Source organism: Streptomyces sp. NPDC048269 (genome assembly GCF_040652395.1).
Taxonomy (GTDB): domain Bacteria; phylum Actinomycetota; class Actinomycetes; order Streptomycetales; family Streptomycetaceae; genus Streptomyces.
In genome coordinates this window covers 32,836-56,750 of the sequence record NZ_JBEZLW010000041.1, presented here as the reverse complement: position 1 = coordinate 56,750, position 23,915 = coordinate 32,836, and the positions used below count along the sequence as shown (strand labels likewise).

Genomic DNA, 23,915 nt, shown 5'->3' with positions numbered 1-23,915 from the left:
GCCGGTGCCGGACCGGCTGGGCCCCGTACGGGCGGCCAGCATGTACCTGGCGGCCGAAGCGGGCGCGCAGATCGGCGGCGATCTGTACGACGTGGCCCAGACCCGGTACGGGGTCCGGATGATCGTCGGGGATGTCCGGGCGGTCCAGATCGCGGCGATGCTCTTCCCGGCACGGCCCTACGTCCCCGAAGCCGAACGGTCGTGTGGGGCGCCGGCCGGGCCGGAGGAGGTCAGGTGGTCAGCCTGCCCGCCGCAAGTCGATCACTCATGTCGCTCACCAACCCCCTGCCCGAACCGTCGGCTGCGGTGAGCGCCTCTTCGAAGGCCCGGAGGCGACGGAACGTATCGGCATACGCCGTCTGCTTCTCCAGGGGAAGCTGGAGCACCTGCAGACGCCGGATGTCGACCCTGGACGAACTGGAAGCGTGGGTACCTGCCTGGCGCCCGTTGGCCGGCGCGCACAGACAGCCGGCGAGGAAGTGGGCTTCCAGCTTCTCCGCATCCACCCGCAAGATGTAGAGCTGAGGGCCCAGGGCCATCGGTTGTCCTTCGTGGACCCATGCCTTGAAGGCTCGAGCCACGCCGGCGACCACGACGTCGCCCTCCTCGGCGATGGTCGGGGCCGAGCCGGTCGGGACCACCCCCCTGGGTGTGCCGTCGTGCAGGAGGTCGGTGATGGTGAGCAGCGGAACGGCGGGTCCGTCGGCCGTTGCGGTCGGCTCCGGCGGCTGCTGACCGGCGCGCAGTGTGAGTGCCCCGGCTTTGACGAGCTCCCCCACGGTCGTTGTGGTGGGTGACGTTCTGGCCTCGAAGTCGAGTGCGGACAGACGCCGCGCATGATCGGCCAGGTCGGTCAGCAACGCCCCGAACCCCTCCCATTTGCAGGCGAGTTCCTTACGGGTGGGCTCGGCCACCGTCGCGGTGTAACGCCCCGGAGTGACGTCCACCTCGTCGTCGAGAAGATCGAGCAGGGGGACACGCGCCGCGCCCTTCGGGGGCATCTGGTCCACTTGATCGAGGGTCGCCATCGACGTGAGTACGAACGAGCTGAGGCCGCCCCAGTCGGGGCTCGGCTCGCGCGTCCCCGACCTCGCGAAACGTGTGGCGTCCACCAGGAGGGCGTTCTGGCTCGGGGGAGTGGCCGCAGGGCCGTCCGGCCCCGCGCGCAGGACCCACAACTGGAGTGACACGCTGTGTGGTTGGGCGCTTCCGGGGGGCAGGGAAACGACCGCTCGGAGCGCTCCCGTGCGCAGCAGCGAGCCCCGGATGCGGCGGCCCGCCTTGCGTGACGCGACGGCCGGCGGAAGGACGACCACGGCGGCCCCGCCCGGCTTGAGGCGGGAGAGCAGGTGCTGCACCCAGGCCAGTTCGGGCTCGGTGCGAGGCGGCAGGCCGTGTGTCCAGCGCTGGTCGGTGGCGAGCTCCTCGTAACCCCAGTCGCGTTCGTTGAAGGGGGGATTGCACAGCGCGATGTCGACTTTGGCTTCGGCGAAGGGGTCGTCTCGCAGTGTGTCGGCGGTGGCGGTCCGCGTGCGGATGTCGCGCCCCTCCGCGAGGAACTCGAGTCGGCCGGCCGTCAACGCGGCCTGGGCCGGGTCCCGTTCGCACGCGAGTATCTCCAGCCCAGGGCCGTCGTATTCCTGCACGACCGCTGCAGCCAGGTGTCCGGTACCGCACGCGGGATCGAGGAGGGTCAGTCCGCCCTGTGCCGGGCCGAGGCGAACGGCGAGTGCGATCCGGGCCATCAGCGCGGCGAGTTGCGGCGGCGTGGTACTGAGCTGTCGGACATGGGTTTCCAGCCACCGTTGGAGCAGGAACTCGAAGGTCTCCCGCGGTCCCTCCTCCCGGCCTGCTTTCGCCGCTTGGGCCACCAGGTCACGGGCTTGCGCGGAGAGCTCGGGGTGGGCGATCCGGGCCCTGGGGGAACGCATCCGGCGGGCCGCCTCGGCGATGGCAAGCCCCGACTCGTTCCGGTTGCCGAGTGCCTCGAAGCGCGGCCAGAGGAGTTCCCGGCCGCCGATGTCGCTGAGCTTGCCGTTGTCCCGCAGCCACTGCTCGACCTCTGCCAGCGAGAACTGCGGGCTGACGTCGGTGCCGCCGATCCGGGTGGGGAAGGACTCGTGGCGGCGGCGCCAGTTGCTCACTGCGGCTCGCCCGACACCCGCGATCCGGGCGATCTCGGCCAGGCTGACCGGGACGGCATCATGGGCACTCATGGTTCGGTCTCCGAGGTATTTGGCGGCTGGACTGGTCGGCGTTCCCAGCGGCCGTTCATGCATGGAAGGCTACTACCCTCATTGACTTTGTTCACAGCCTGTACGTTCCAACCTGTTGTGCAGGGAATGTGGAGGTCGGCACATGAGGAGTCTCGCGCCGGGAATGGTGCTCCGTGACCGCTATCGGCTGGAGTCGGTGCTGGGCCGGGGAGTGATGGGGCAGGTGTGGCAGGGGCGTGACCTGCCTCTTGACCGGGCCGTCGCGGTGAAGACCGTCGCCACGGAGCTGCTGGCCGTGGCGAGCAGCCGTGACGCCGCCCTGACACGGTTCGGCAGGGAGACCCGGGCGGCCGCGCGCCTCGATCACGCGAACGTCGCCACGGTCTTCGACGCCTCGGTCACGGATGACACGTGCTGTCTGGTGATGGAGCTGATCGACGGCACCACGCTCGAGTACCTCTTCGACCAGCAGGAGGACGGCCGGTTCGACGTCCCCTCGGCCGCCGCCGTCGCCGCCCAGCTGTGCGCGGGGCTGTCCGCGGTCCACGCGGCTGACCTGGTGCACCGTGACCTCAAGACGCAGAACGTGATGGTCCGCCGCGACGGGGTCGTGAAGATCCTCGACTTCGGCCTGGTCAAGTTGCTCAGCGACACCGACCCGCGGCTGACGACGACCGGCGAGGGCATCGGCAACCTCGTCTGCGCCTCTCCTGAACTGCTGGCGGGCCTGGACCAGCTCGACGGCCGCAGTGACCTGTACGCCGTGGGCTGCCTGCTGCACCACATGGTGACCGGAGAAACGCCCTTCCCCACGGATCAGCCGGCGCTCCTGGCCTCCCATCATCTGACCTCGCCCCCGCCCCTCGCCGCCGACGCGGGGGTGCGTGTGCCCGGCGATCTCCAAGACCTCATCACGGCCCTGCTGGCCAAGCGGCCGGACGACCGTCCCGCGTCGGCGGCCGAGGTCTACGCCCGCCTGGCGCCCCACCTGCCGGAGCCGGATCCCGGGCTGGCCGTCAGGCGGACACCGCCCGAGGACCCCCGCCGGCCGTTCCTGGTCCCCCAGGGCCCCGTGCCCCTGTGAGTGACGGTGTCACTGGTGAGGGCGCACTGATCGTTGCAGCCCGCACTTCTTCGGTCACAGGCGGCGCCGGAGTCTCGTGACCGGTGACAGAATGGCCCGGTCGGCGGGGTGCCGTGAGGCTCCCGGTCACGGGAGGCGGCGGGCGCGGCAGGCGCCGGAACTGGGGGCGGGGCGCGATGCGGCGGAGCCTTGGGCGGTACCAGCTGACGCACGAGCTGGGCCGGGGCGGCATGGGCGTCGTCTGGGCGGCCCACGACCGCGACCATGACCGCGAGGTCGCCGTCAAGCTCCTCGCGACGCGGGGCCGCGGCGCCGAACCGAGCACGCTGGAGCGCCGGTTCCTGCGCGAGATCCGCCTGACCGGTCGTCTGCGGCACCCGGGCGTCCCCGCCGTCCACGACCACGGCAACCATGAGGGCGAGCTGTACCTCGTCATGGATCTCGTCCCGGGCCGGGCCCTGGACGCGGTCCTCAAGAACGACGGCCCCCTGCGCATCGAGCAGGCGGCGGACGTGGCCCGCCAGGTGGCCGAAGTGCTCTCCTACGCCCACGGCCAGGGGGTCGTGCACCGCGATCTGAAGCCGTCGAACCTGATGCTGACCCCCGACGCGGCGATCAAGGTGCTCGATTTCGGGGTCGCCGCGGCGCTGGAGCCCCAGCCGGGCGAGACCCGTTTCACCGCCGCCAACGCCACTCCCGGCACTGTCGTCTACATGGCGCCCGAACAGGCCGTCGGACGGACCGTGCCCGCCGGCGATCTGTACTCGCTGGGGTGCGTCCTGTACGAACTGCTCACCGGCACGCCCCCTTTCACGGACACCAGCCCCTTCATGCTCTACCACCGGCACGCCAACGACCCCGTCCCGCCCCTGGCCGATCGCCGTTCCGGCGTACCGGACGGGCTGCGGACGCTGGTCGAGCGGCTGCTGGAGAAGAAGCCCGAGGACCGGCCCGCCTCCGCCGAGGAGGTGGCCGCCCTGCTCGGGGCGTGGGCGCCTCGACCGGCTCCCGTCGCCGGCACCACGCCGGCTCACCCACGGCTCGCCGAGCTGGCCGCCCTGCGCCGGGCGGGCCGTCCGGCCCGCGCCCTGGAGGAGTACCGCCAGCTGATGGCCGGCCCCGGCCTCGACCGCGCGGGCACGCTCGCCGCCCGGGTCGGAGCCGCCCTGTGCGCGGGAGCGCTCGGCCGCACCCGTGAAGCCCTGGGCGAGCTGAAGTCCGTCCTCGCCGAACAGCGCAGCCTGCTCGGGCCCGGCCACCCCGCCCTGCTGGACACCCGCTACGAGATCGCCGTCCTGCTGATCCGCACCGGGGAACGGCACGCCGCCGAAGAGCTGCTGCGCCGTCTGGCCGACGAGGAGGAGACGGTCCTGCCCGAGTCCGACGCAGGGCACGGACGGAGCCGGAAGCTGCTGGAGCGGCTGCGCCGCATGGGCTGAGGGCGATCGGTGAGCCCGACCGCCGAGCCGATGCTTTGTAAGCTCTGTTCACAGGAAACGGCTCGTGCTAACCTGCCGTCACGTCGTTCCGGAGGGGAGACAGGACACGGGACACTGTCTACGGACGACGGCAGGTGAACACCGAGGGGAACAGCGCCCATGACGCCAGCAGCTCAGCGCGAGACCGAGCGGACAGGGGCGCAGGCGCTCCCCGAAGAAGGGAATCTGGTCGAGGTGCGCGGCCAGTCCTGGGTGGTCGCCCGCGTCGAGCCGTCGCCGGCAGCCCCCGACGACGAGGAGAACCGGCGTCGCCCCGCGACCCTGGTCCACCTCCAGTCCGTCGCCGACGGCCGGTTCGGCGACACCCTCTCGGTGATCTGGGAGGTCGAGCCCGGTCGCCGCGTCCTGCCCGCCGGCTCCCTGCCCGACGCCTCCACGGGTTCCTACGACTCACCGAACCGCCTCGCCGCGTTCCTCGACGCCGTCCGCTGGTCCGCCGTCGCCTCCGCGGACGCCCGGACCCTCCAGGCCCCGTTCCGCTCCGGCGTCGCCGTCGAGCCGTACCAGCTGGAGCCGGTCTCCCGGGCGGTCGGCGCGCCCCGCGTCAACCTCCTCCTCGCCGACGACGTCGGCCTCGGCAAGACCATCGAGGCCGGCCTCGTCGTCCAGGAACTCATGCTGCGCGGCCGGGCCCGCCGCACCATGGTCGTCTGCCCTGCCGGTCTCACCCTCAAGTGGCGCGACGAGATGGCCGAGAAGTTCGGCCTGGAGTTCACCATCGTCGACTCCGAGCACTGCGCCCGCCTGCGCCGCACCCACGGCACCGCCGCCAACCCGTTCCGCGTCCACCCGCTGACCATCGTCTCCCTGCCCTGGCTGCGCGGCCAAAAGGCCCAGCGTCTCCTCGACGAGGTCATCGGCACCCCGGAGCAGAGCCCCGACGGCGAGCACAAGCGCTTCTTCGACCTGCTCGTCCTCGACGAGGCGCACCACGTCGCGCCGGCCGCGCCCAAGCAGGTGTACGCGGTGGACTCCCAGCAGACGAAGCTGATCCGGCGCCTCGTCCCGCACTTCGAGCACCGGCTCTTCCTCTCCGCCACCCCGCACAACGGCTATCCCGAGTCGTACACGGCGCTCCTCGAACTCATCGACGACCAGCGCTTCGCACGCGGCGTCGATCCGGACAAGGAAGCTCTCAAGGACACCGTCGTACGACGCCTGAAGTCGACGGTCACCAACGCCGACGGCACGCCCCGCTTCCGCATGCGCAAGACCCTGGAACTCTCCGTCGACTACACCCGGCAGGAACGTGAGATCCACCAGCTGCTCGGATCCTTCGCCGAGTTGCGGCGCAGGAAGCTGACTCCGAAGGCCCGGGGCGGCCGCCGCGCCGCCGACCTGGTGACCCTGCTGTTGAAGAAGCGGCTGTTCTCCTCCCCGGCGGCCTTCCTCCACACCGTCCAGGTCTACCTCTCCCACCTGGAGGACAGCGGCCCCGCGCACGGCCGTACGGCAGCCGCGGAAGTCCCCGAGTGGCTGGAGGAGTTCGCCGACCTCGTCGCCGATCTCGACGACACGGGCCTGGTCGACGCAGAGGACGACGCCCTGACCCGCTCCACCTCGCTCACCCCGGCGGAGGACGGCCAGGAACTCGATCTGCTCCAGGAAATGGAGCGCTGGGCCCTCACCCACGAGGCCGCGCCCGACTCCAAGGCCGAGGCGCTGATCGCCCAACTCAAGGCCGTCTGCCGACCCGACGGCAAGAAGTGGACCAACGAACGGGTCGTGGTCTTCACCGAGTACCGCGACACGCAGAAGTGGCTCCACGACCTCCTCCAGCAGGAGGAACTCACCGACGGAGGCCGCGTCGAGCGCCTGCACGGCGGCCTGTCCGCCGAGGAGCGCGAGCGCATCCGCCTCGGCTTCCAGACCGAGCCGTCCCGCGCGGAGGGCAGGGTCCGCATCCTCCTGGCCACCGACGCCGCCGGCGAGGGCATCGACCTCCAGAACCACTGCCACCGCTTGATCAACTACGACATCCCCTTCAACCCCAACAAGCTCGAACAGCGCATCGGCCGCATCGACCGCTGGGGCCAGAAGTACGACCCGGAGATCACCCACTTCATCGGCTCCGGCTGGCAGCAGGCGCAGGCCGGCTCGTACGAGGCCGATCTGGAGTTCCTCTCCCGGGTCGCCAAGAAGGTCGCCCGCATGGAGCACGACCTCGGCTCCGTCAACGCCGTCCTCGCCGACGCCGTACAGCGCCGGATGACCGGTGACACCACACCGGTCGACATCGAGAACGCAAGGCCCAAGCCGATCAAGGGCCGCCGCACGGGCGGCGAGGTCGCGCCCGAGCAGAACGTCACGGCTCAGACCAAGCGGCTCGCCGACCAGTACGACGAGACGGTGAGCGCGCTCGGCCTCACCCCGGGCAACGTCAAGCGCGTCGTGGACACCGCGCTGGCGCTGGACAACCAGCCACCCCTGCTGCCGTCCCCGCTGCGAGCGGAGGACTTCGAGCCGGGCGACCTCTTCGACGTACAGCCCCTGTCCGGCAGCTGGGAGCGGGCCACCCGCGGCCTCGCGCACAAGCTCCGCGAGGGCGAGCAGCGCCCGCTCACCTTCTCCCCGGCGGTGGCCGCCCAGGGCAGGGACGACGTGGTCCTCGCCCACCTCAAGCACCCGCTCGTGGCGCTCTCCACCCGCCTGCTGACCGCGGCCGTGTGGAACGCGGACTCGATCGGCCTGCACCGCGTCACCGCCGTCGTGTCCGACGACCCGGCCGTGACGACGACCCTCGTCTCCGCCCACGCGCGGTACGTCCTCGTCGGCGCGGACGGCACCCGTCTGCACGAGGAAGTGCTGTACGCGGGCGGCTGGTTCGGCGACACCGGCCGCTTCCGCCGCTGGGAGTCGGTGAACGAGCAGGGCAGGGTCCTCGCCCGCGCGCTCACCGACGGCGTCGAGGCGGCCCCGCACCTCCGCAAGGAACTCACCGATGCCTGGCCGAAACTCCGCGATCCCCTCTACAAGTCCCTGGAGGCCCGCGCCGGCGAACTCGGCCGCCAGCTGGAGAGCAGGCTCGCCGACCGCCGGGCGGAGGAGGAACGCCGTATCACCGCGACCCTCGACCGCTTCGAGGCCACCCTGCGCACCAAGCTCAAGCAGGAGGGCGACGGCGAGGGCGAACAGCTCGCGCTGCTGTCCACCCACGAGCTGACCGGCCACGAGCGCCGCCAGTTCGAGGACGACCGCCGCCGCTGGCAGGAACGCCTCGAAGGCCTGGCCGCCGAACGCGAACGCGAACTCGCCGCCATCGCCGCCCGCTACCGCGAGCCCCGCTCCCACCTCTTCCCCGCCGCCGTCGTCTTCGTGATCCCCGCAAAGGAAGCCCGCCGATGAGCCCCCGCCGCCCCGTGAGCTCCGGAGTAGCCGCCGCCAAGGCCCAGGCCCTGGACGGCCGCCGGCAGCACCAGGAGTGGCTCGACCTCACCGAGGTCTCGGGCCCCTTCCTCACCATGCCCGTCCTGCTGAGGGCCTGGCCCCAGCTGGACGTCCTGGAGAAGGACGAGCGCGCCCGGCTGCGCGCACGCCACGCCGACTGGCAGACCGACACGACGGCGGGCCGCGAGGAGTGGATGGCCTACGTGCTCGGTCGCCTGCTGGGCTGGGACGACGCGCTGGCGTTCCGCCAGGGCGACTCCGAGCACTACGGCCTCGACCGCCTCACCCTGCGCGTCGCGGAGCACAACACCGAGGTGCGCCCCGACTTCGCGCTGGTCGAACCGGGTACGGACCTCGCGGTCGAACCGGACGTCGAGGCCGCCGCCAAGCGGGTACGCCTGCTCGGCATGACGGTCCCGGCGGGCACGGCGCCCACGGCCCGCGCCGGAGGGGGCGGCGACTGGTCCGCGGCACCCGCCGACCGCCTGGCCCGCCTCCTGCGCCACCACGGCGTACCGCTCGGCCTGGTCAGCGACGGTCGCTGGTGGTGCCTGGTCTGGGCCCCGCTCGGCGGCGTCACGACGACGGCCGTCTTCGACTCCATCGGCTGGAACGAGCGGGCAGAGCGCAACGTCGTCCGCGCGTTCGTGTCCCTGCTGTGCCGCCGCCGCTTCTTCGAGTACGAAGAAGCCGAGACGCTGGTGGGCCTGCTCAAGGCGAGCCTCGCGGCGGGTGAGGACGTCACAGAGGCGCTGGGCGTCCAGGTCCGCCAGGCGGTCGAACTCCTCGTGGACGCCATAGGGCGCGCGGACGTGCGGGCGGTCGAGCACGGGGCACCGGGCCTCCACGCGTCGGGCGTCAGCGCGGGCGAGGTCTACCGCGGCGCGGTGGCGGTCATGATGCGCATCGTCTTCCTGCTGTTCGCGGAGGAGCGCGGCCTGCTCCCGGCGGACAACGAGGTGTACGCCCGCTCCTACTCCGCCCGCTTCCTGCGCGACGAGCTGAAGGCGCGGGCGGACGAGGAGGGCGAGACGTCGCTGGAGCACACGACCTCCGCGTGGCACCGTCTGATCGCCCTCTTCCACGCCGTGCACGGCGGAGTGGACCACCCCGGTTCCGGCTTCCACCTGCCCGCGTACGACGGCTCGATCTTCGACCCGGACACGTACCCGTGGCTGGAGCGCACCACCCCGCTCCTCCCGATCGACGACCGCGCGGTGCTCCACATCCTCCAGGCCGTACAGGAAGTCCGCGTCGGCAAGGGCAAGGACCGGGAAGTCCGTACGCTCAGCTTCCGTGCCCTGCACGTCGAGCAGATCGGCTATGTGTACGAGGGCCTGCTGTCGTACGACGGACGCAGGGCCACCGAGCACATGGTGGGGCTGATCGGACCCGAGGGCCTGGAACACGAGGTCACCCTGCGGGAGCTGGAAGCGCTGGCGGCGAAGGCCGGCGGTTCCGTGAAGACGCTCGCCGCGTCCATCCACGAGAAGTGGAAGGACCCCAAGCCCCCGGCGACGGTGGGCCAGCTGGAGAAGAAGCTCGCTCCGCTCGGAGCGGAGGAGTCGGCGGAGGCCCGTCGCCGCCTGAACGCGGTGACGAAGGACCCGGCGCTGACGGAGCGGCTCCTGCCGTTCGTCGGCATCCTGCGGGACGATCTGCGGGGTCTGCCGACGGTCATCCCGAACGGCGCGCTGTACGTCACGGAGTCCTCCCTGAGGAAGAACACGGGCACGCACTACACGCCCCGCTTCCTGGCGGAGGAGGTCGTGCTGCACGCGCTGGAGCCGCTGGTGTACGAACCGGGCCCGCTCCAGACGGCGGACACGGGGGAGTGGCGCCTGAAGCCGGCGGAGCAGATCCTCGACCTGAAGGTCGCGGACATTGCGATGGGCTCGGCGGCGTTCCTGGTGGCGGCCTGCCGCTACCTGGCGGACCGTCTGATCGAGGCGTGGGAATCCGAGGGCCGAGCGGACGCGATGGCGTACCGGGCGGGCCGGGCCGTGGACGCGGTGACGGCGGCGGACGCGGAGCAGGACCCGGTGGTGGTCGAGGCGCGCCGCCAGATCATCGAGCACTGCCTGTACGGGGTGGACATCAATCCGATGGCCGTGGAGATGGCCAAGCTGTCGCTCTGGTTGGTCTCGATGGACCCGGGGCGGCCGTTCACCTTCCTGGACGACCGGCTGGTGGCGGGCGACTCGCTGCTCGGCGTGCACAACATGGAGCAGATCCAGTCCGTCCACATGAAGCCGGGGCATCAGACCGACATCCTGGCCGAGCAGGCCCGGCAGATGGTGGACCAGCTCACGCTGGAGCGGTTGGCGATCACGGCCATCAAGGGTGTGGACCTGCCGGCGCTTCAGGAGAAGCGGGAGCGGCTGGAGGAGGTCAACCGGCACTCGCGGCGGCTGCGGCTGGTGGGCGACCTGCTCGCCGGGGCGGCACTGGCCACGTGTGCCTCGGGGCGGGTGCCTTGGTATGAGCAGGAGGGCGGGGAGCGGGTCCGAGACCTGTTCCCTCAGGCTGCGTGGATCGTGCAGCGGATCATGGAGGACGGGGTCGATGACGACTCCGAGGTGGTGCGGGAGGCTCGGGCTACGGCGGAGGAGTGGCTAGGGGCGGAGCTGCCGGAGGGGGCGTTGGAGCGGCGGCCGGTGCATTGGCCGTTGGTGTTTCCGGAGGTCTTTACCAAGCGGCGCGGGTTCGACGCGATCGTAGGGAACCCGCCATTTCTGGCAGGGTCTGACATCAGTGGCGCCAATGGAAGCGCTTATCGGGAATGCCTCGTTCAGTATATTGCTGGTGGGGTTACCGGGAATAGTGACCTTGTTGGCTACTTCACGCTTCGCTGTCATGACTTGCTGAACCCCAATGGGCAATTTGGGGTAATTGCAACCAATACGCTTAGTCAAGGTCGTACGCGCTTGGTGAGCCTTGATCAAATTGTCAACCGCGGGGCTACCATCCGTCGGTCCATCAAGAGTATGAAATGGGCGACCAAGTCAGCGGCAGTTGAGAACTGTGTGGTATGGATGTCGTGCGCTGGCCTAGGCGAGGGCGCTGCCCTGGTGGCCGACGGGAAGCGGGTGTCCAAAATTTCTCCGTCATTGGATGCTGAGGGAAGAGTTGCGGGTAATCCATTTCCTTTGATGCGAGGTGGCAGGCTTTCCTATTACGGTACGTATATTCACAGTATGGGTTTTACTCTGAGCTACGAGATGGCGCAATCCATGGTGGATGCTGACCCCCGTGATGCGCGAGTAGTATTCCCATATCTGGGCGGCGAGCTGAATCAGCGACCGTCTCTTGACGCGGATCGTTGGGTGATCAACTTCAAGGATTGGGCTGAGGAGAAGGCGGCGGGCTACGCAACTCCCTTCGCGCATGTGGTTCACAATGTAAAACCTTCGCGCGTGAATCACTCAGACAAGAGGCTGCGAACGTTCTGGTGGCAGTACAAGCGGCCTACACTCGATCTCTACCGTGCGATTTCCCGTTTTGAAACTGTAATGGCGGTGGTTCGGCATAGTGAAACCTTGGCCCCTGTACGTGTTTCGGCTCGGCAAGTATTTAGTGATGCCGTAGTCGTCATCGCGCAGGATGATGAAGCGTTGTTTGCGCTCCTGTGTAGTTCCGTCCACTACTGGTGGGCGATTAAGCATGGATCTACCATTAAGGGAGATCCCCGGTATAACTCCTCTGATGTTTTCGACACCTTCCCTAGGCCGATGTTGTCGGCGGATCTAAGGTCTTTGGGTGTCGAGTTTGATCGAGAAGTGAAGCGGGCGCTACTGTCGAGGGGGGTAGGTCTAACGAGCCTTTATCACCTCATTGGTGATTCTACTTTCGATGCCCCTGATGTCTCAAACCTCAGGAGTTTGCTGAAGGAAATTGATGAGTGTGTCCTGCGGCTTTATGGGTGGGAAGATTTGATTGCCGCTGGCTTGGGCCACGCCTGTCATCCAGGAAGACACGGTGCCCGCTTCACATTCTCTCCTGGGGTGCGGGAGGAAGTGCTGAGTAGACTTCTGGAAACGAACCATCAGGTATACGTCGATGAAGTACATCTCGGGCTGCATAAGGAGCCGGAAAGTAGGATGAGGGAGAAGCACCCCGACCTGCCCCCGCCGTCGCCCGAGGCTGTCCGGAAGCGCAAGGAGCAGCTTGCCGCGCGAGGTGGGTCGGATTTCGGTGAGGCTGAGGGCGCCCTGTTCTGAGCCGTCGGCATGACAACGGGCTCGCTCCCGTCACCTCCAGTGACGCGAGCGAGCCCGTTGTTCCGCCTCTGAAGCTGTAGTCGGCCCTACACCACCGCGAGCGCCACGAACGCCGCCCACTCGCCCCGGCCGACCCGCAACACCGGCCCGCCACCCGCGGCCTTCGAGTCCCGTACATACACGGCGTCCAAGCCGGCGGCTACCTCCACGCAGTCGCCGCCGTCCGATCCGCTGTAGCTGCTCTTGAACCAGTGCAGCCCGTCCACGTGCTCGGCCATCTGCTCCACGCTCATGTTTCTCCCACCATCCGTTCGATGAGTCGCGCGGACTCCTCGACGTTCAAGGCCTGCGATCGCAGCTTGCCATATCGCATGGCGAAGGCACTGACCTCGGTGGGCTCGCCGGCGACGCACCCCACACCTTGGGACTCGAGGTACCCGAGATGCTTGTGCTCGTGCGTCTCCACCACCACGAACGGACCGTTCTTACCCGGATGGAAGCCCCGCCGGGCGGGCATGACCTGGACATCTACATTCCGCAACGCGCCCACGTACAGCAGCCGTTGCCACTGTGCGCGCATCACCTCCGGGCCACCCACCGGATCGCGCAACGCCTCCTCACTGATGATGAAGGACAACTCGGCGAGCGGCACCCGCGTGAGCAGCTTCTGCCGACTCAGCCGCGCCTCAGTGCGCTGGTCGGTGATCTCCTCGCTGAGCGGAGGGCAGTGCCCGGCGAAAACTGCCCGCGCATACTCCTCCGTCTGCAACAGCCCCGGCACCAGCAGCGGATCGTACGAGAACCGGCTCACCACCTCCGCCTCGATCAACGCGAAGTTACGGAAGAACCGAGGCAACTTCGCCCGATCCACCTCCCCCTGAAGCGCCTGCAGAACCCCGCCCGCCTCCAGCACCCGCTCCGCCGCCGCCGTGAACGCCGCCTTCGCCGGCCGGCGCCCCTGCTCCACAGAGGCGACCTGCTCCAGCGAGTAGCCGATGGCTTCCCCCAGCTGCTGCTGGTTCAGCCCGGCCCGCTTCCGCAGGTACTGCAACAGCACCCCGTAGGCCGACCACACGCCCGGCACATCGGGGCCCTCTTCCTTGGTCTTTGCGCCCCGCCCCGCCGCTGTGTCCCGTACGTCCCCTACCGTCCTCACGGTCCCACGCCCTTCCCATCCCGCTCCGCGCCCCGCTCACGGCCGCCCTCGCCACCGGTTCATGTCCAACGCGACGCGTGGGAAACGGGACACGTCCCGGACCCGTCCAACGCCCGTACAAGCCCCGTACAACAAGCCCAGAGCCGACTGCCCGCTCCATACGACGAGGACGACGTACGGCCGTCATACCTGGTCAGTGGGCCAGGAGCCCACCACGCTGACACCGTGACCGACCATCACCGCACCGACGAGGCCGAGCCGCCTCCCGCTCCCGCCCGCCACCTGACCGTCCGCTTCAGCAGCACCCCACGTCGCGCCCACCTCGCCCGCCATCTCGCCGTGCAGCAGTTCACCGAGTGGACCGATCTCCCGTACGACTCCGAACCAGCCCGCGCCGTCGCCCTCGTCACGGCCGAGCTGGCGTCCAACGCGGTCCGCCACGGCCGGCTCCCCGGTCGAGACTTCCGGTTGGGGCTGTTCCTCCTGCCCGACCGCTTCCGCGTCGAGGTGACGGACACCCGCCCCGAACGCCTGCCACCGCCAGCGACGCCACCGCCCGCCGATGAGACCTCGGGCCGCGGACTGCTCCTCGTCCAGGCGTACGCAGACCAGTGGGGATGCACGGTTCGCGACGCGTACACGAAGACCGTCTGGGCGGAAGTGCAGCTCCGCACTGCGGGCTAGCGATCCGCGTAGTGCTCCGCCAGCCTCTCCATCTCCCGGGTCCAGAGCATCATGTCGTCGCCCGGCCGCCTGTACGGTGCACGCCGGGCCAGCTTGAAGAAGCCGCCGGACGGCCAGCCGCTGCCCTTCAGCACCACGAGCGCCGACAGCAGGGGCAGGGATCCGTCCGGGCTTTCCCGGACCGAGGCGTCCTCCAGGAGGTAGGGCATGGGGCCTTCGTGGGCCGGGACGTGATGTCCCAGCCGTGCCAGTTCGATGCTCAGATCACCGTACGGAATGGGCGTTGCGCCCTGGCGTGCCCGCGCCCGCAGGATCTCGACCACGGCGTCCAGAGCCTGTTCGTACTCCAGCGTGCCCTTCTGCATGTGCCCTCCCGACCTCGGATTCCGGCGACGGTCGCAACCTATGCCACCGGCGGGGCAGCCGCTGTTCAAATACCCGAACAGGACGCCCGCCCCTTGTGAACTGAGTACATGGGTCACATACTGAGGGCGACAACCGTCGCCCGCCTTCTCGGCGGGCAGGTGTGGGGGGCCGGGGGGAATACGCCGGGAGACGGCGTCGACTTCCGCCTGTGCGCGCCCAGGCGGTAGAAGGGGGCCCGGGCGCACTTCCCTTGCGCCGGCGTTAGGCCGGCATCCGGGCCGGCACCTCGACCTCCCGTCATGGGAAGCCTCGGCCCCTGCCCGGGGATCGCCGCGCGCAACCCGTCTACCACGACGCGACAAGCCACTTCAGGAGCGGGCGATGGACAACGAGATTCAGCTGATCAGTGACGGTGACGGACTGGCGGTCATCGGGAGTGCGGCGGACGTCGACCGCTTCCTCATCTCGGAGGGACTGTCGTCGAAGGACCTCGGACTGCAAAGGCTCAAGTCCGCGTTCGGTGCGGGGGCCGCAGTCGCGCAGGCCGGTTCGGACATGGCCGCCGAGTCCGGTCGCTGGGTGAAGCTGACTCCGAAATCGGCACAGCTCGTCAAGAAGTACGGGCTGAGGGAAAGTTCGAAGACCGGTCTCAGCACGGGTGTGGTGAAGGGGCAGAAGGGCCAGATCAGGGGATTCGTGGAGTTCGCGAGGAAGCCCCGGTCGCTTCTGTCCAACCCGGCGGTTCTCGCCAATGCCGCGAAGCTCATGTCGCAGGTTGCGATGCAACAGACCATGGACGAGATCACCGACTATCTCGCCACGATCGACGAGAAGGTCGACGACGTGTTGCGCGCCCAGAAGGACGTCGTGTTGGCCCGCATGATCGGAGAGGGCTTCGTCATCGACGAGACCATGACCATCCGAGAGAAGAGGGGCAGGGTCGATGAGGTCATGTGGTCGAAGGTGCAGGGCGCGCCGGCCACGATCGCGGAAACCCAGGTGTACGCATTGCGTCAACTAGACGCAATCGCGGAGAAGATGGAACGCAAGACCAAGATCGGTGATCTCGCCGCGACGGCCAAGGAAGCCGAGCCGGCGGTTCGGGAGTGGCTCGCCGTTCTGGCTCGCTGCTTCCAACTGCAGGACGCGATCGCCGTGCTCGAGCTCGACCGGGTGCTGGACGCGTCTCCCGAGGAGCTGGACGGGCACCGCCTCGGGCTGAAGGCTGCCCGGCAGGACCGGCTGGAACTCATCTCACGGAGCACCGAGCGCCTGGTGGCCCGGATGAATGCTGTTGCCGGCACGGCCAATGCGAAGGTGCTGCTGCACCCGTCCAAGTCCCCCGCTGTGGTTCAGTCGAGCAATCAGGTCGCGTCCGGCGTCCACGACTTCCACGGGCGGCTCGGGCTGGATGCCGGCCGCGGATCATCGGAGGCGCGACGATGGGTGGATGCGGCCGCGGAGGTGAGGGACAAGGCGCTCGAGACAGGAGTGAAGGGCGTCGATGCCGCCAAAAGTCTCGGCAGCGAGACCCTCGACCGGGCCGGCTCGGTGAAGGACAAACTCTCCAGCGGGATCGCCGAGCGGGTGCGCCGCCGGCGGGGAGACGAGGAGGAACGGGGCGAGCAGGCCGAGTGAGCGCCGGCCGTCAGCCACGTGCGCATCCCGAGTGACTCGCTGTAGGTGCCCGCCCGCTGCCCGGGGTAGGCGACGCTCCAGCGGAGGATAGGCCAAAGTGAGCGTTCCCGCGTGGTTCTGGCCGTCGTCATCGGCGCCCACACGACGCGGGCCATACTGGGGGCATGCTCGTTACCAGCGGCCAACTCACGCCGCCCCAACAACAACTGTTGCAGGAGCTGGAGCTGTGCGACCTCCCGGCTCCTGAAAGGGCACCGGAGTCCTACCTGGCCCGCGGCCTTGACACGGACGAGATCAGGGATGCCCTGCCCGCCCTGTTGTGGGCCGGACTGGTCGAGCGGCGGGGTGGCGACCTCGGGATCCTCGCCCTCACCCCGCTCGGAGCGGCGGCCCTGCGCGCGGCGGAGTGCGACGAGCTGACGGCTCGCCTGAGCGCGGTGGCGTCCTTCGCCGACACCGTATCCGCGGGCGCGGCCCCCCGCACCGCCGGGCTCGCCCTGCGGCGGCTCGCGGAGGGGACGTGGACTCTGGAGCAGGCGAAGTCCTTCGTCCGCACGGGTGAGACGGGCGCCGACCGCTCATGACCCGTCCGGTTGGCCGAAGTCCAGGACGACGCGGCGACGCGCGCGAGTCACCCCTGGCTGTGGCGGGAGCACGCCCGCCGAGGTGAGGTCGGTGACGGTGATGACCGGCGAACCCACGATCTTCGCGGTGAGCGCCTCCTGCGCGGGTGCGAGGTCGACCAACCGCCGCAGGAGCGACAGCAGGTCGATCAGCTCCTCCGTCCATTCCCTCGGCCAGGACGTGACGTGGATGTCGTCGAGCGGGCTGGTCTTCCGGCTGGTGGGCGAGGCCTTCCGGTAACCGAACCACTTCTTGACGACGTTCATGCCGCCGACTTCGTAGTTCCAGACTTCGCGCGGGACACCTGTGAAGGCTCCCGGCCCCACGCGCAGGGTGCCGGTCTCCGCGTCGTAGGCCAGCGTGTCGGGCACGGTCGTGCCGATCCCGGTCTCGTACCGCACCTGCCGTGGGTCTCCCGCCGGGAAGGTGATGCCCTCCTGGCCTGACTCCTGCCCGGCGGGAGGGGCGCCGACGTCGCCGTAGGTCGCCGCCCACAGGAATTCGCGGCCGACCCGGACCGCTTCGGCCCACAGCACCGGGTCGCGGGTGAGGGGCAACCGGACACCAGGGGTGAGCAGTTCCTCGGCGAAGTGCTCCGTGAAGGCGCTGTGTCCGGCGACGGCCACGGCGTAGGCGGCGAGGTCGTGCACGGTCAGGTCGTCCGTGCCGAGGGTGCCGGCCAGGTACCGGAGCAGCCCGCCGGGCACGTTGGCGCTGCCGTCGGGATGGAGCACGGGGTGCACCCTTCCGCCTCGGCCGTTGAAGTGATGGGTGTCCGGTAACAGCGCGGTCGCCACCAGCGCGGGACCGCTGCTTATCTCGTGGCTGCTCTGCTGATTGAGGAACACCTGCCCCAGCTGCAGGGACTCCCACAGGTCGGGCCGAGGCCGGTCGATGACGCGATGGTCTGCGACGAGCCACTGGCGGTCGAAACTCCGGAGCCCGATTCGTAGAAGCCGCGGACTGGTCTGAAGCTCATCGAGCAGGGGCCGGTCGGGATGCGGAAACCCTGGCAGGCTAGCCAGCCGCGAATTGTGACTGCGGCTATCAGTCTCCTTGAACAGGAGCGCCTTGGCCTCCGGGTCCGTCTCACCGATGAGACGAGCCCACCGACGTTCAAGAACCTCCACTGCAGGAGAGCTCACCCAGGACCTGTTCGACGTGATGCCAAGGCTTCCCCACGGGAACACCTCATCCAGCGCCGGATAGTCGTCCCACCCCGACAAGGTGGCCGGAGTGAACGGCCGCACCCCCTGCGCATGAGCGTCCCGCCAGCCCCCGTCATCCAGACTCACCCCCCGGAGCTGAGCGAACTTGTCCGCCCGCCTGCCCTGCAGAGCCCGGTAGTGGACGCGCGCCGGCCGCCCGGGATCGTGATCCGCCCGCCGTACGAACACGCAGATCGACAACGGTTGGGCGACATGCGGGAACACGCGGGTGGCTGCCTCCGACCGCTGCCCCTCCGGCGACAGGTTGATGACCCACCCCTCGTCGCACGTCCTGCGCAGATAGTCGCGCATGCCCCGCCCGGCGGGACCGGTGGCGAACGCCGACGGGGTGATGAAACAGACGACGCCGTGCCGGTCCTCCGCATGGGCGTCGAAGACCTTCCACGTGGCCCAGCGCCAGAAGTAGACGTACAGGTTCTTCAGCGCGTGCTCGTAGCGGCCGTTGCCCGGAAACCGGAAGTCGTCCAGAGGAGCACGGCCCTGGCCTTTCACCCGCTTTTCGATCCAACCGCCGCGGTTCTCCGCCTTGTCGTCGTACGGCGGATTGGAGATGACCACGGTGACGGGGATGTTGGCCTTGACGTGGTTGGCTCGGGCGCGCGACACGGAGAGGGCCGCGTACGTCGAGGCGAGCTGTTCCTCCTGGACGTAGGGGTCGTCGAGCGTGTCCGTGACGTGGAGGTTGAGGCCCCCCGGCGGGAGTGGGGCGCCGTGCTTCTTGAGCAGGTCGGCCGCCCGGAGTTCGGCGACGGCGAACGGGCCCATCTGGAGCTCGAAGCCGTACAGCCGCCGGGCGAGCCGGCCGATCGCATCGGGTGCCATGGCGTCGCCGTGCCGCTCGGCCGCCTGCCGTGCCACCCGCTCGATGACGGTGTGCAGGTAAGTGCCGGTGCCCATCGCCGGGTCGACGATGTGCACGCTCTCGTCGCCGTAGCCGCGCGTCTTGCCCAGGCGGGTGCGCAGTACCTCTTCGGCGATCCGGACCATCTCCTCGACGACCTGGTGCGGCGTGTAGTACGAGCCGCTGCGCTGGCGGAGGCTGTCGTCGTAGACGGAGAGGAACGACTCGTAGAGGTGGAGGTAGGCATCCCGGTTGCCCTGCCGGATGGTCTCCCAGTCGACGGCCGCGACGGTACGGGCGAGGAGGTTCAAGGTCACTTCGAACCGCTCGTTGACGTTGTCGGTGAGCAGCTGGAGGGCTTTGCCCATCAGGGCGTGGCCCGCGTTGAGGCGTCGGCCGATCTCGTGGAAGCTCGTATGGGTGACCGGGATGTGCTCGGTACGGGCGAGAAGCAGCGCGAAGGTGACCGTCTGGGCGTAGCCGTCGGCGAAGGTCGCGTCGTCCGCGGTGGGGAAGAGGAGCCGGCGCCAGTCGCTCCTGAGGCCGGTGAACGGGCGGTCGTCGGCGGCATCGGCCGCGTTCAGGCCGGCCTCGGCCCGTAATTGTTCCCGTACGGCCTCGCGCAGCAGGCGGCACAGCGGAGCGATGTGCTGGACGAGTACGGAAACGCGACGGATCTCCGGCGGTTCCCAGCACAGCACGGCCTGCACCAGTGCGTCGAACGCGGCGAGGTCGCCGGCTGTCAGTTTCTCCCCGGCACTCTTCAAGGTGCCCGACAGCACGACCTCCTGACCGACCTGGGTGCCGTACTGGAACACCCGCCAGTGGGTGCCGTTGGTGTAGAGCAGGTTGGGGAGGTCGCGCAGACGTTCCCACTGCCTCTTGTCATGACCGGTGAAGGAGTCGGGATCGATGCTCTTTCCGGGCCGCTTGACCTCGATGTAGCCGATCACGTCCCGGTTGACGCGCACGGCATAGTCGGGTCGTACCCCCAGGTGCGGGATACGGGTCTCCGGGTGCCAGCCGATCTCGGGGCGGGCATGGTGCGCGGCGATCGTGCGGAACAGCTGCTCAAGGGGGCTGCGGATGGCCGCCTCGCGGTCACCTGGGCCGGCAAGGTTCCGTTGGCATTCGGCGCCGAAGACGGAAACGGCCCCCTGGAGCCACTGAAGACGTGCGTCAGCCATGGATCGTCCCCCCATCCCTGGCCCCGCACCAGATACGGGACCAGCCCCTCCTGTGAAGTATGGGACAGCAACGTCCTTCATGGGCAGGGGTGTGCAGGGTTGGGCGGAGGGTGGTGGTGTGCGCCCCACCGGTGGGTCTGTCGGCCGAAGCCGACGGAGCGGGGCACGCGACGACAGCCCGCTGCGAGCAGCGCCGGTCTTCAGTTCCTCCGCGCCAGATCCAGCGCAGCCACCCCGATGAACCAGTCCAGCACTTCGCGGATCTCGTCGCCGTGCTCCGCGAAGACCCTGACCGGGAAGGACGGGCGTAGCTCCAGTTTCGCCTCGGGCAGGTCGACGCCGTCGATCTTGTTCAGGCGGTTCAGGAGTTCCCGGCGCTGCTCCGTGTCGTCGAAGGGGCTGCGAGTCTTCAGGTACTGGAAGACCACCTCCACCGTTCCGCTGACGGGGTAGATCCCCACCGGCCACATCACGTGCGGCCGACGGCTGGTACCGAGGTCCAGCATGGGGAAGCAGCTCGTCTCCTCGTACCGGCCGTACGTGACATGACCACCCTGGCGGCGCCAGAAATCGAGGACCGCCTCGACTCCGGCGTACGCGGCAGGCCAGTTCTCCCGCAACTGCGCGCGGAACCGCTCGGCCGCCGCCGCATCCTCCCCCTCGGGGAGCGGGTCGTGTGCGGCGGGCTGCGTCACCTCTCTGCCGAGCAGGGTGGCCAGCTCGGCGGCGGACAGCCGCTGGGAGGGGTGGGCCCGCCCGAGGGAGTCGAAGCGCACTCCCTCGCTCGCCAGCAGCTCCTGCGGCGGCGGCCGGTCACTGCCGTCCGCCCAGCGGAACGACGGGGAGACCCTGCCCTCGACGGTGAGGACACGGTAGGCGCCGAGCACGCTCGTGTTGGCGCCCAGGTAGGCCCCGACGGGCACCGGGTGGCTGCCGATCAGCTCGGCGACATCGCCGTACGTCGTCCAGGTGCCGCTCGGCATCGCCACCAGAGCGGCCCGCAGCTCTGTCCAGCCCGCCGATTCCTCACCGCTCGGCTTGACCCCACCGATCGGACCGGGCCACAGTTCCACGGCGCGGTCGGCCAGACGGTCGGCACGCTCCAGGATCTGCGCCTTGCCCCAGCGCTGTGCCGAGGCGATCTCGAGGTTCATGCGCAGGGCACTGGAGTCGAGGATCTGCTGCTTTCGCTCGAAGGGATGATTGGAAAGTTTGGCGTTGTCACCGGTCAGCGTCAGGTTTCCGAGCGTGTGCACCAGCAGGTCGTGCAGCTCCTGCGGAGATTGGTCGGGCTCCGTCTCCTCTGCGAGGAGGTCGAACCACGCGGGAGCGGGGCGCTGCGGAAGGACGTGCTCCACACTGAGGGATGCCTTGACGAAGTCCACGGGTTCGGAGGCGCGGTAGCTCTCCTCCAGGCGGCGCAGGATGAAGCTGCGTTGTGGAGGGCGTCCGGACCAGTAGAACGGTTTGGCGCGGACCGCCTCGCGCAGTTCCTCGTCGCTCGGCCAACGCCGTCGCCGACCGGACAGGAAACGCCTCACCGCCTCGGCGGCCGACCGGTCGGTCTCGAGCTCCTTCGGCGCGTCCATGAAGATTCGGTTGAGGCCGCTCGTCGGCGTCTGACAGATCAGGCGTCGCACCAGATAGGACTCTACGTAGCCCAGCGCCCGCGCCGCGTCCTCGGGCGTCGTCCTGCCGACCGCGAGGAGGTCCAGAAGGTGCAGCCCGAGCGGGTAGTGCGTCTGGCCGCCCCAGGAGGCCAGGCGCTCCAGGACCGCGCGGAGGACGGGAGACTGCTCGCGGGCGGGTTCGACGATGCGTAGGAACCGCCTCGCGCGCTCGGCCAGTTGCTCGATCCAGCGCTGCAGCGCCTCCTCGTCGCCGGCCAGCGGCAGGAGGCGTTTTTGCTGCTCGCGGTAGATCTCACTCTGCTTGGTCTTGTGGTGCCCGCGTACCACCAGGTCGAGCCAGACGAGGAGTTCGAGGTTCTTCGGGCCGAGGCTCTGCTGCATGGGCAGCCAGAGTTCCTGGTAGATCCGCTCGCCTCGCTTGGGCAGCAGCATGAACACGTAGTTGCGCAACAGGTCGCTCTGACTGAGCCCGACGCCCGTGTTGTTGATCGACTCGAAGATCCGGTACACGTTGTCGCCCGGCTCGGCGGTGATCTCCACGATGGAGAGCAGGTCCTTGAGCACCGTCTCGACCGTGGCGGCCCACTGCGCGTCGCCCGTCTCGTGGCCCTCGGTGAGCGCACCGCGGAAGAACCGGTAGGCAGCCCCGATGTTGTCGCCTCCGCCGGCGTCCGCCCGGGACTGGACACAGGCGGTGTACGCGATCCGGTCCGCCTGTGTGGGCAGCAATCGATAGTGGTCCGCGCCCTCGTGGAACTCGTTGACCAGTATCTGGCGGTGCACCCGGTCCACCCCGCGCGCGTCACCCGTGTCCTTCAGGTGATCGCGCAGCGCGGTGAACGCCAGCATCAGCGTGGTCAGCCGCTGTTGCCCGTCCACCACCAGCCATCTCTGCACTCCGCCCGCCTGAATCTGGCCGGGTGCGAGCACCACGGAGCCGAGGAAGTGCGGCGCGGCCGGCTCGCCGGCCAGGTGCTGTGCGACGAGTTCCCCGATGTCCTCCCACAGCCGCTGGAGCTGTTCCCTGCCCCAGCTGTACGTGCGCTGGTAGAGCGGCACCTGGAACTGCTTGTCCCCTTGGACGAGCTTCAGGAAGGTGATCTCCTGGGCGCGCATGCGCCTCCTTTTGCTACGGCACCCCTGACGGGTGTACAGGCCCAACCCGTTGACGTCCGATGTCTCTCGCGGACCAGGGACAGTTGTCCGTTTGAATCTATGCTTTTTCAGGCGTCGTTGTCCGCCGGTCCCAAGGACGAACGGTTGGAGATGCGGGGCATCGTCTCGTTGGGGGAGCGGCGCAGCAGTTTGATGGTGCGGCCCTCTACCCACGCGTTCCACGCCTTGAGGTAGTAGAGCAGGTGCTCGCGCGAGTCGTCGCGGCGGCGGAGCGCGTTGCCCAGGGCCAGGTTGAGCATGGTGTTGCGCAGCGTCAGGCGCGGGTCGCCCGGCTCCAGTCGGGCACCGGTCACGACGCCCGCCTCCCAGGAGGACTGGTCGATGTCGGGGCGGGCCTCGCTGGTGACGTACCAGCCGATCGTCGCGGCAGTGACGGTGATACGACAGCCCCGGTTCAGCGCGATGCCGTGGTGCAGGGCGTCGCGGATCCCGGGGTGTTCGCCGAGCAGGTTCAGGAGCTGGTCGTTGCTCGTGACCGACGATCCGCCGCTCCACGCGGAGTTGGGTGCGTTGCGGTACAGGTGCAGTCCGCGGAGGGCTGCCGCCAGGTGGGTCGCGTTGGCCTCACCCGCGAGGGTCAGCGCGTCCCGGCCGGTGCGCTTACGGCCCGTGTCCATCACGGTGAACGCGGTGCGCGGCACGCCATGCGTGACGGTCAGGGGGACGGTGGCACCCGCCTTGACGATGGCGGCCAGGCGATGCTGTCCGTCGATGAGAACGTCGTCCTCGTCGAAGGCGATGCCCTGGTGCGTCAACTGCCATTCCCCGCGCTGGATCTGCCCGGCCAACTGCTGCACCGTGCTCTTGCTGAGCGGCCGGTTGCTGGTGTTGCGGGTGAGCCACTGCGCCGCCAACTGCGGCGATACGTCGACCACTTGCATGTGCATGGCACTTCTACCTTCCTTCGGGGTGACGTCGAGGATAGCTTGCGGTAATCCTGTGAACTAAGTCAACGTGTTTCGCTGGCGGAACATTCC

14 protein-coding genes and 1 pseudogene are annotated in these 23,915 nt (G+C 69.0%); 8 read left to right on the top strand and 7 right to left on the bottom strand.

Features of this window, described 5'->3' with window-relative positions; genetic code table 11:
• Window positions 1–160: pseudogene (locus AB0D48_RS30085) on the top strand (serine/threonine-protein phosphatase); the annotation flags it as partial.
• Between the two features lie 70 nt (window positions 161–230).
• Here AB0D48_RS30085 and AB0D48_RS30080 read toward each other — a convergent pair.
• Window positions 231–2,216 carry an N-6 DNA methylase gene (locus AB0D48_RS30080; RefSeq protein ID WP_362403832.1) on the bottom strand — a complete coding sequence of 662 codons (1,986 nt, stop codon included), beginning with the start codon at window positions 2,214–2,216 and terminating at the stop codon, window positions 231–233.
• 142 nt (window positions 2,217–2,358) lie between these two features.
• Here AB0D48_RS30080 and AB0D48_RS30075 point away from each other — a divergent pair, with 142 nt between their 5' ends.
• The 4 genes from AB0D48_RS30075 to AB0D48_RS30060 all read left to right on the top strand — a co-directional run bounded on the left by AB0D48_RS30075 (window position 2,359) and on the right by AB0D48_RS30060 (window position 12,406).
• Complete coding sequence (locus tag AB0D48_RS30075) at window positions 2,359–3,300, top strand: serine/threonine-protein kinase (protein ID WP_362403828.1); 942 nt, start codon at window positions 2,359–2,361, stop codon at window positions 3,298–3,300.
• Between the two features lie 176 nt (window positions 3,301–3,476).
• Window positions 3,477–4,739, top strand: a complete 1,263-nt coding sequence (locus AB0D48_RS30070; RefSeq protein ID WP_362403825.1) for a serine/threonine-protein kinase — start codon at window positions 3,477–3,479, stop codon at window positions 4,737–4,739.
• 159 nt (window positions 4,740–4,898) lie between these two features.
• Complete coding sequence (gene drmD, locus AB0D48_RS30065) at window positions 4,899–8,144, top strand: DISARM system SNF2-like helicase DrmD (protein WP_362403822.1); 3,246 nt, start codon at window positions 4,899–4,901, stop codon at window positions 8,142–8,144.
• Entirely contained in the window at window positions 8,141–12,406 is a 4,266-nt protein-coding gene (locus AB0D48_RS30060; protein WP_362403819.1) for a DNA methyltransferase, read from the top strand. The genes drmD and AB0D48_RS30060 overlap by 4 nt, the downstream gene beginning before the upstream one ends.
• Window positions 12,407–12,492: 86 nt before the next feature.
• Here the strand turns inward: AB0D48_RS30060 and AB0D48_RS30055 are convergent, their stop codons facing one another.
• Together AB0D48_RS30055 and AB0D48_RS30050 are read right to left on the bottom strand one after the other, a co-directional pair.
• A complete protein-coding gene (locus AB0D48_RS30055; protein WP_362403816.1) occupies window positions 12,493–12,699 on the bottom strand; it encodes a DUF397 domain-containing protein in 207 nt (68 codons plus the stop codon).
• Window positions 12,696–13,490 carry a helix-turn-helix transcriptional regulator gene (locus tag AB0D48_RS30050; protein WP_362403813.1) on the bottom strand — a complete coding sequence of 265 codons (795 nt, stop codon included), beginning with the start codon at window positions 13,488–13,490 and terminating at the stop codon, window positions 12,696–12,698. Before AB0D48_RS30050 ends, AB0D48_RS30055 begins: the two co-directional genes overlap by 4 nt.
• Window positions 13,491–13,787: 297 nt before the next feature.
• On the opposite strand from AB0D48_RS30050, the gene AB0D48_RS30045 reads away from it, so the two are divergent.
• On the top strand, window positions 13,788–14,246 hold the full coding sequence (locus AB0D48_RS30045) for an ATP-binding protein (RefSeq protein ID WP_362403810.1): 459 nt from the start codon (window positions 13,788–13,790) through the stop codon (window positions 14,244–14,246).
• On the opposite strand, the gene AB0D48_RS30040 is transcribed toward AB0D48_RS30045, so the two are convergent.
• Complete coding sequence (locus AB0D48_RS30040) at window positions 14,243–14,611, bottom strand: hypothetical protein (protein WP_362403808.1); 369 nt, start codon at window positions 14,609–14,611, stop codon at window positions 14,243–14,245. The genes AB0D48_RS30045 and AB0D48_RS30040 overlap by 4 nt on opposite strands.
• 382 nt (window positions 14,612–14,993) lie before the next feature.
• On the opposite strand from AB0D48_RS30040, the gene AB0D48_RS30035 reads away from it, so the two are divergent.
• On the top strand, window positions 14,994–16,250 hold the full coding sequence (locus AB0D48_RS30035; RefSeq protein WP_362403805.1) for a hypothetical protein: 1,257 nt from the start codon (window positions 14,994–14,996) through the stop codon (window positions 16,248–16,250).
• Window positions 16,251–16,414: 164 nt separating this feature from the next.
• Entirely contained in the window at window positions 16,415–16,834 is a 420-nt protein-coding gene (locus AB0D48_RS30030; protein WP_362403802.1) for a hypothetical protein, read from the top strand.
• Here AB0D48_RS30030 and AB0D48_RS30025 read toward each other — a convergent pair.
• The 3 genes from AB0D48_RS30025 to AB0D48_RS30015 form a co-directional block, all read right to left on the bottom strand.
• Window positions 16,829–20,131 carry a type ISP restriction/modification enzyme gene (locus tag AB0D48_RS30025; RefSeq protein ID WP_362403800.1) on the bottom strand — a complete coding sequence of 1,101 codons (3,303 nt, stop codon included), beginning with the start codon at window positions 20,129–20,131 and terminating at the stop codon, window positions 16,829–16,831. The two genes, AB0D48_RS30030 and AB0D48_RS30025, sit on opposite strands and share 6 nt — an antisense overlap.
• Before the next feature lie 200 nt (window positions 20,132–20,331).
• The gene (locus AB0D48_RS30020; RefSeq protein ID WP_362403797.1) at window positions 20,332–22,878 is read right to left on the bottom strand and encodes a DUF262 domain-containing protein; all 2,547 of its coding nucleotides are present in this window, start codon (window positions 22,876–22,878) and stop codon (window positions 20,332–20,334) included.
• Window positions 22,879–22,985: 107 nt separating this feature from the next.
• On the bottom strand, window positions 22,986–23,825 hold the full coding sequence (locus AB0D48_RS30015; protein ID WP_362403794.1) for a hypothetical protein: 840 nt from the start codon (window positions 23,823–23,825) through the stop codon (window positions 22,986–22,988).
• Between the last annotated feature and the right edge of the window lie 90 nt (window positions 23,826–23,915).

Bases quoted from the DNA above. Each gene is read 5' to 3' on its own strand.
- AB0D48_RS30080 (WP_362403832.1), bottom strand. From the start codon at position 2,216: ATGAGTGCCCATGATGCCGTCCCGGTCAGCCTGGCCGAGATCGCCCGG.
- AB0D48_RS30075 (WP_362403828.1), top strand. From the start codon at position 2,359: ATGAGGAGTCTCGCGCCGGGAATGGTGCTCCGTGACCGCTATCGGCTG.
- AB0D48_RS30070 (WP_362403825.1), top strand. From the start codon at position 3,477: ATGCGGCGGAGCCTTGGGCGGTACCAGCTGACGCACGAGCTGGGCCGG.
- drmD (WP_362403822.1), top strand. From the start codon at position 4,899: ATGACGCCAGCAGCTCAGCGCGAGACCGAGCGGACAGGGGCGCAGGCG.
- AB0D48_RS30060 (WP_362403819.1), top strand. From the start codon at position 8,141: ATGAGCCCCCGCCGCCCCGTGAGCTCCGGAGTAGCCGCCGCCAAGGCC.
- AB0D48_RS30055 (WP_362403816.1), bottom strand. From the start codon at position 12,699: ATGAGCGTGGAGCAGATGGCCGAGCACGTGGACGGGCTGCACTGGTTC.
- AB0D48_RS30040 (WP_362403808.1), bottom strand. From the start codon at position 14,611: ATGCAGAAGGGCACGCTGGAGTACGAACAGGCTCTGGACGCCGTGGTC.
- AB0D48_RS30035 (WP_362403805.1), top strand. From the start codon at position 14,994: ATGGACAACGAGATTCAGCTGATCAGTGACGGTGACGGACTGGCGGTC.
- AB0D48_RS30030 (WP_362403802.1), top strand. From the start codon at position 16,415: ATGCTCGTTACCAGCGGCCAACTCACGCCGCCCCAACAACAACTGTTG.
- AB0D48_RS30025 (WP_362403800.1), bottom strand. From the start codon at position 20,131: ATGGCTGACGCACGTCTTCAGTGGCTCCAGGGGGCCGTTTCCGTCTTC.
- AB0D48_RS30020 (WP_362403797.1), bottom strand. From the start codon at position 22,878: ATGCGCGCCCAGGAGATCACCTTCCTGAAGCTCGTCCAAGGGGACAAG.
- AB0D48_RS30015 (WP_362403794.1), bottom strand. From the start codon at position 23,825: ATGCACATGCAAGTGGTCGACGTATCGCCGCAGTTGGCGGCGCAGTGG.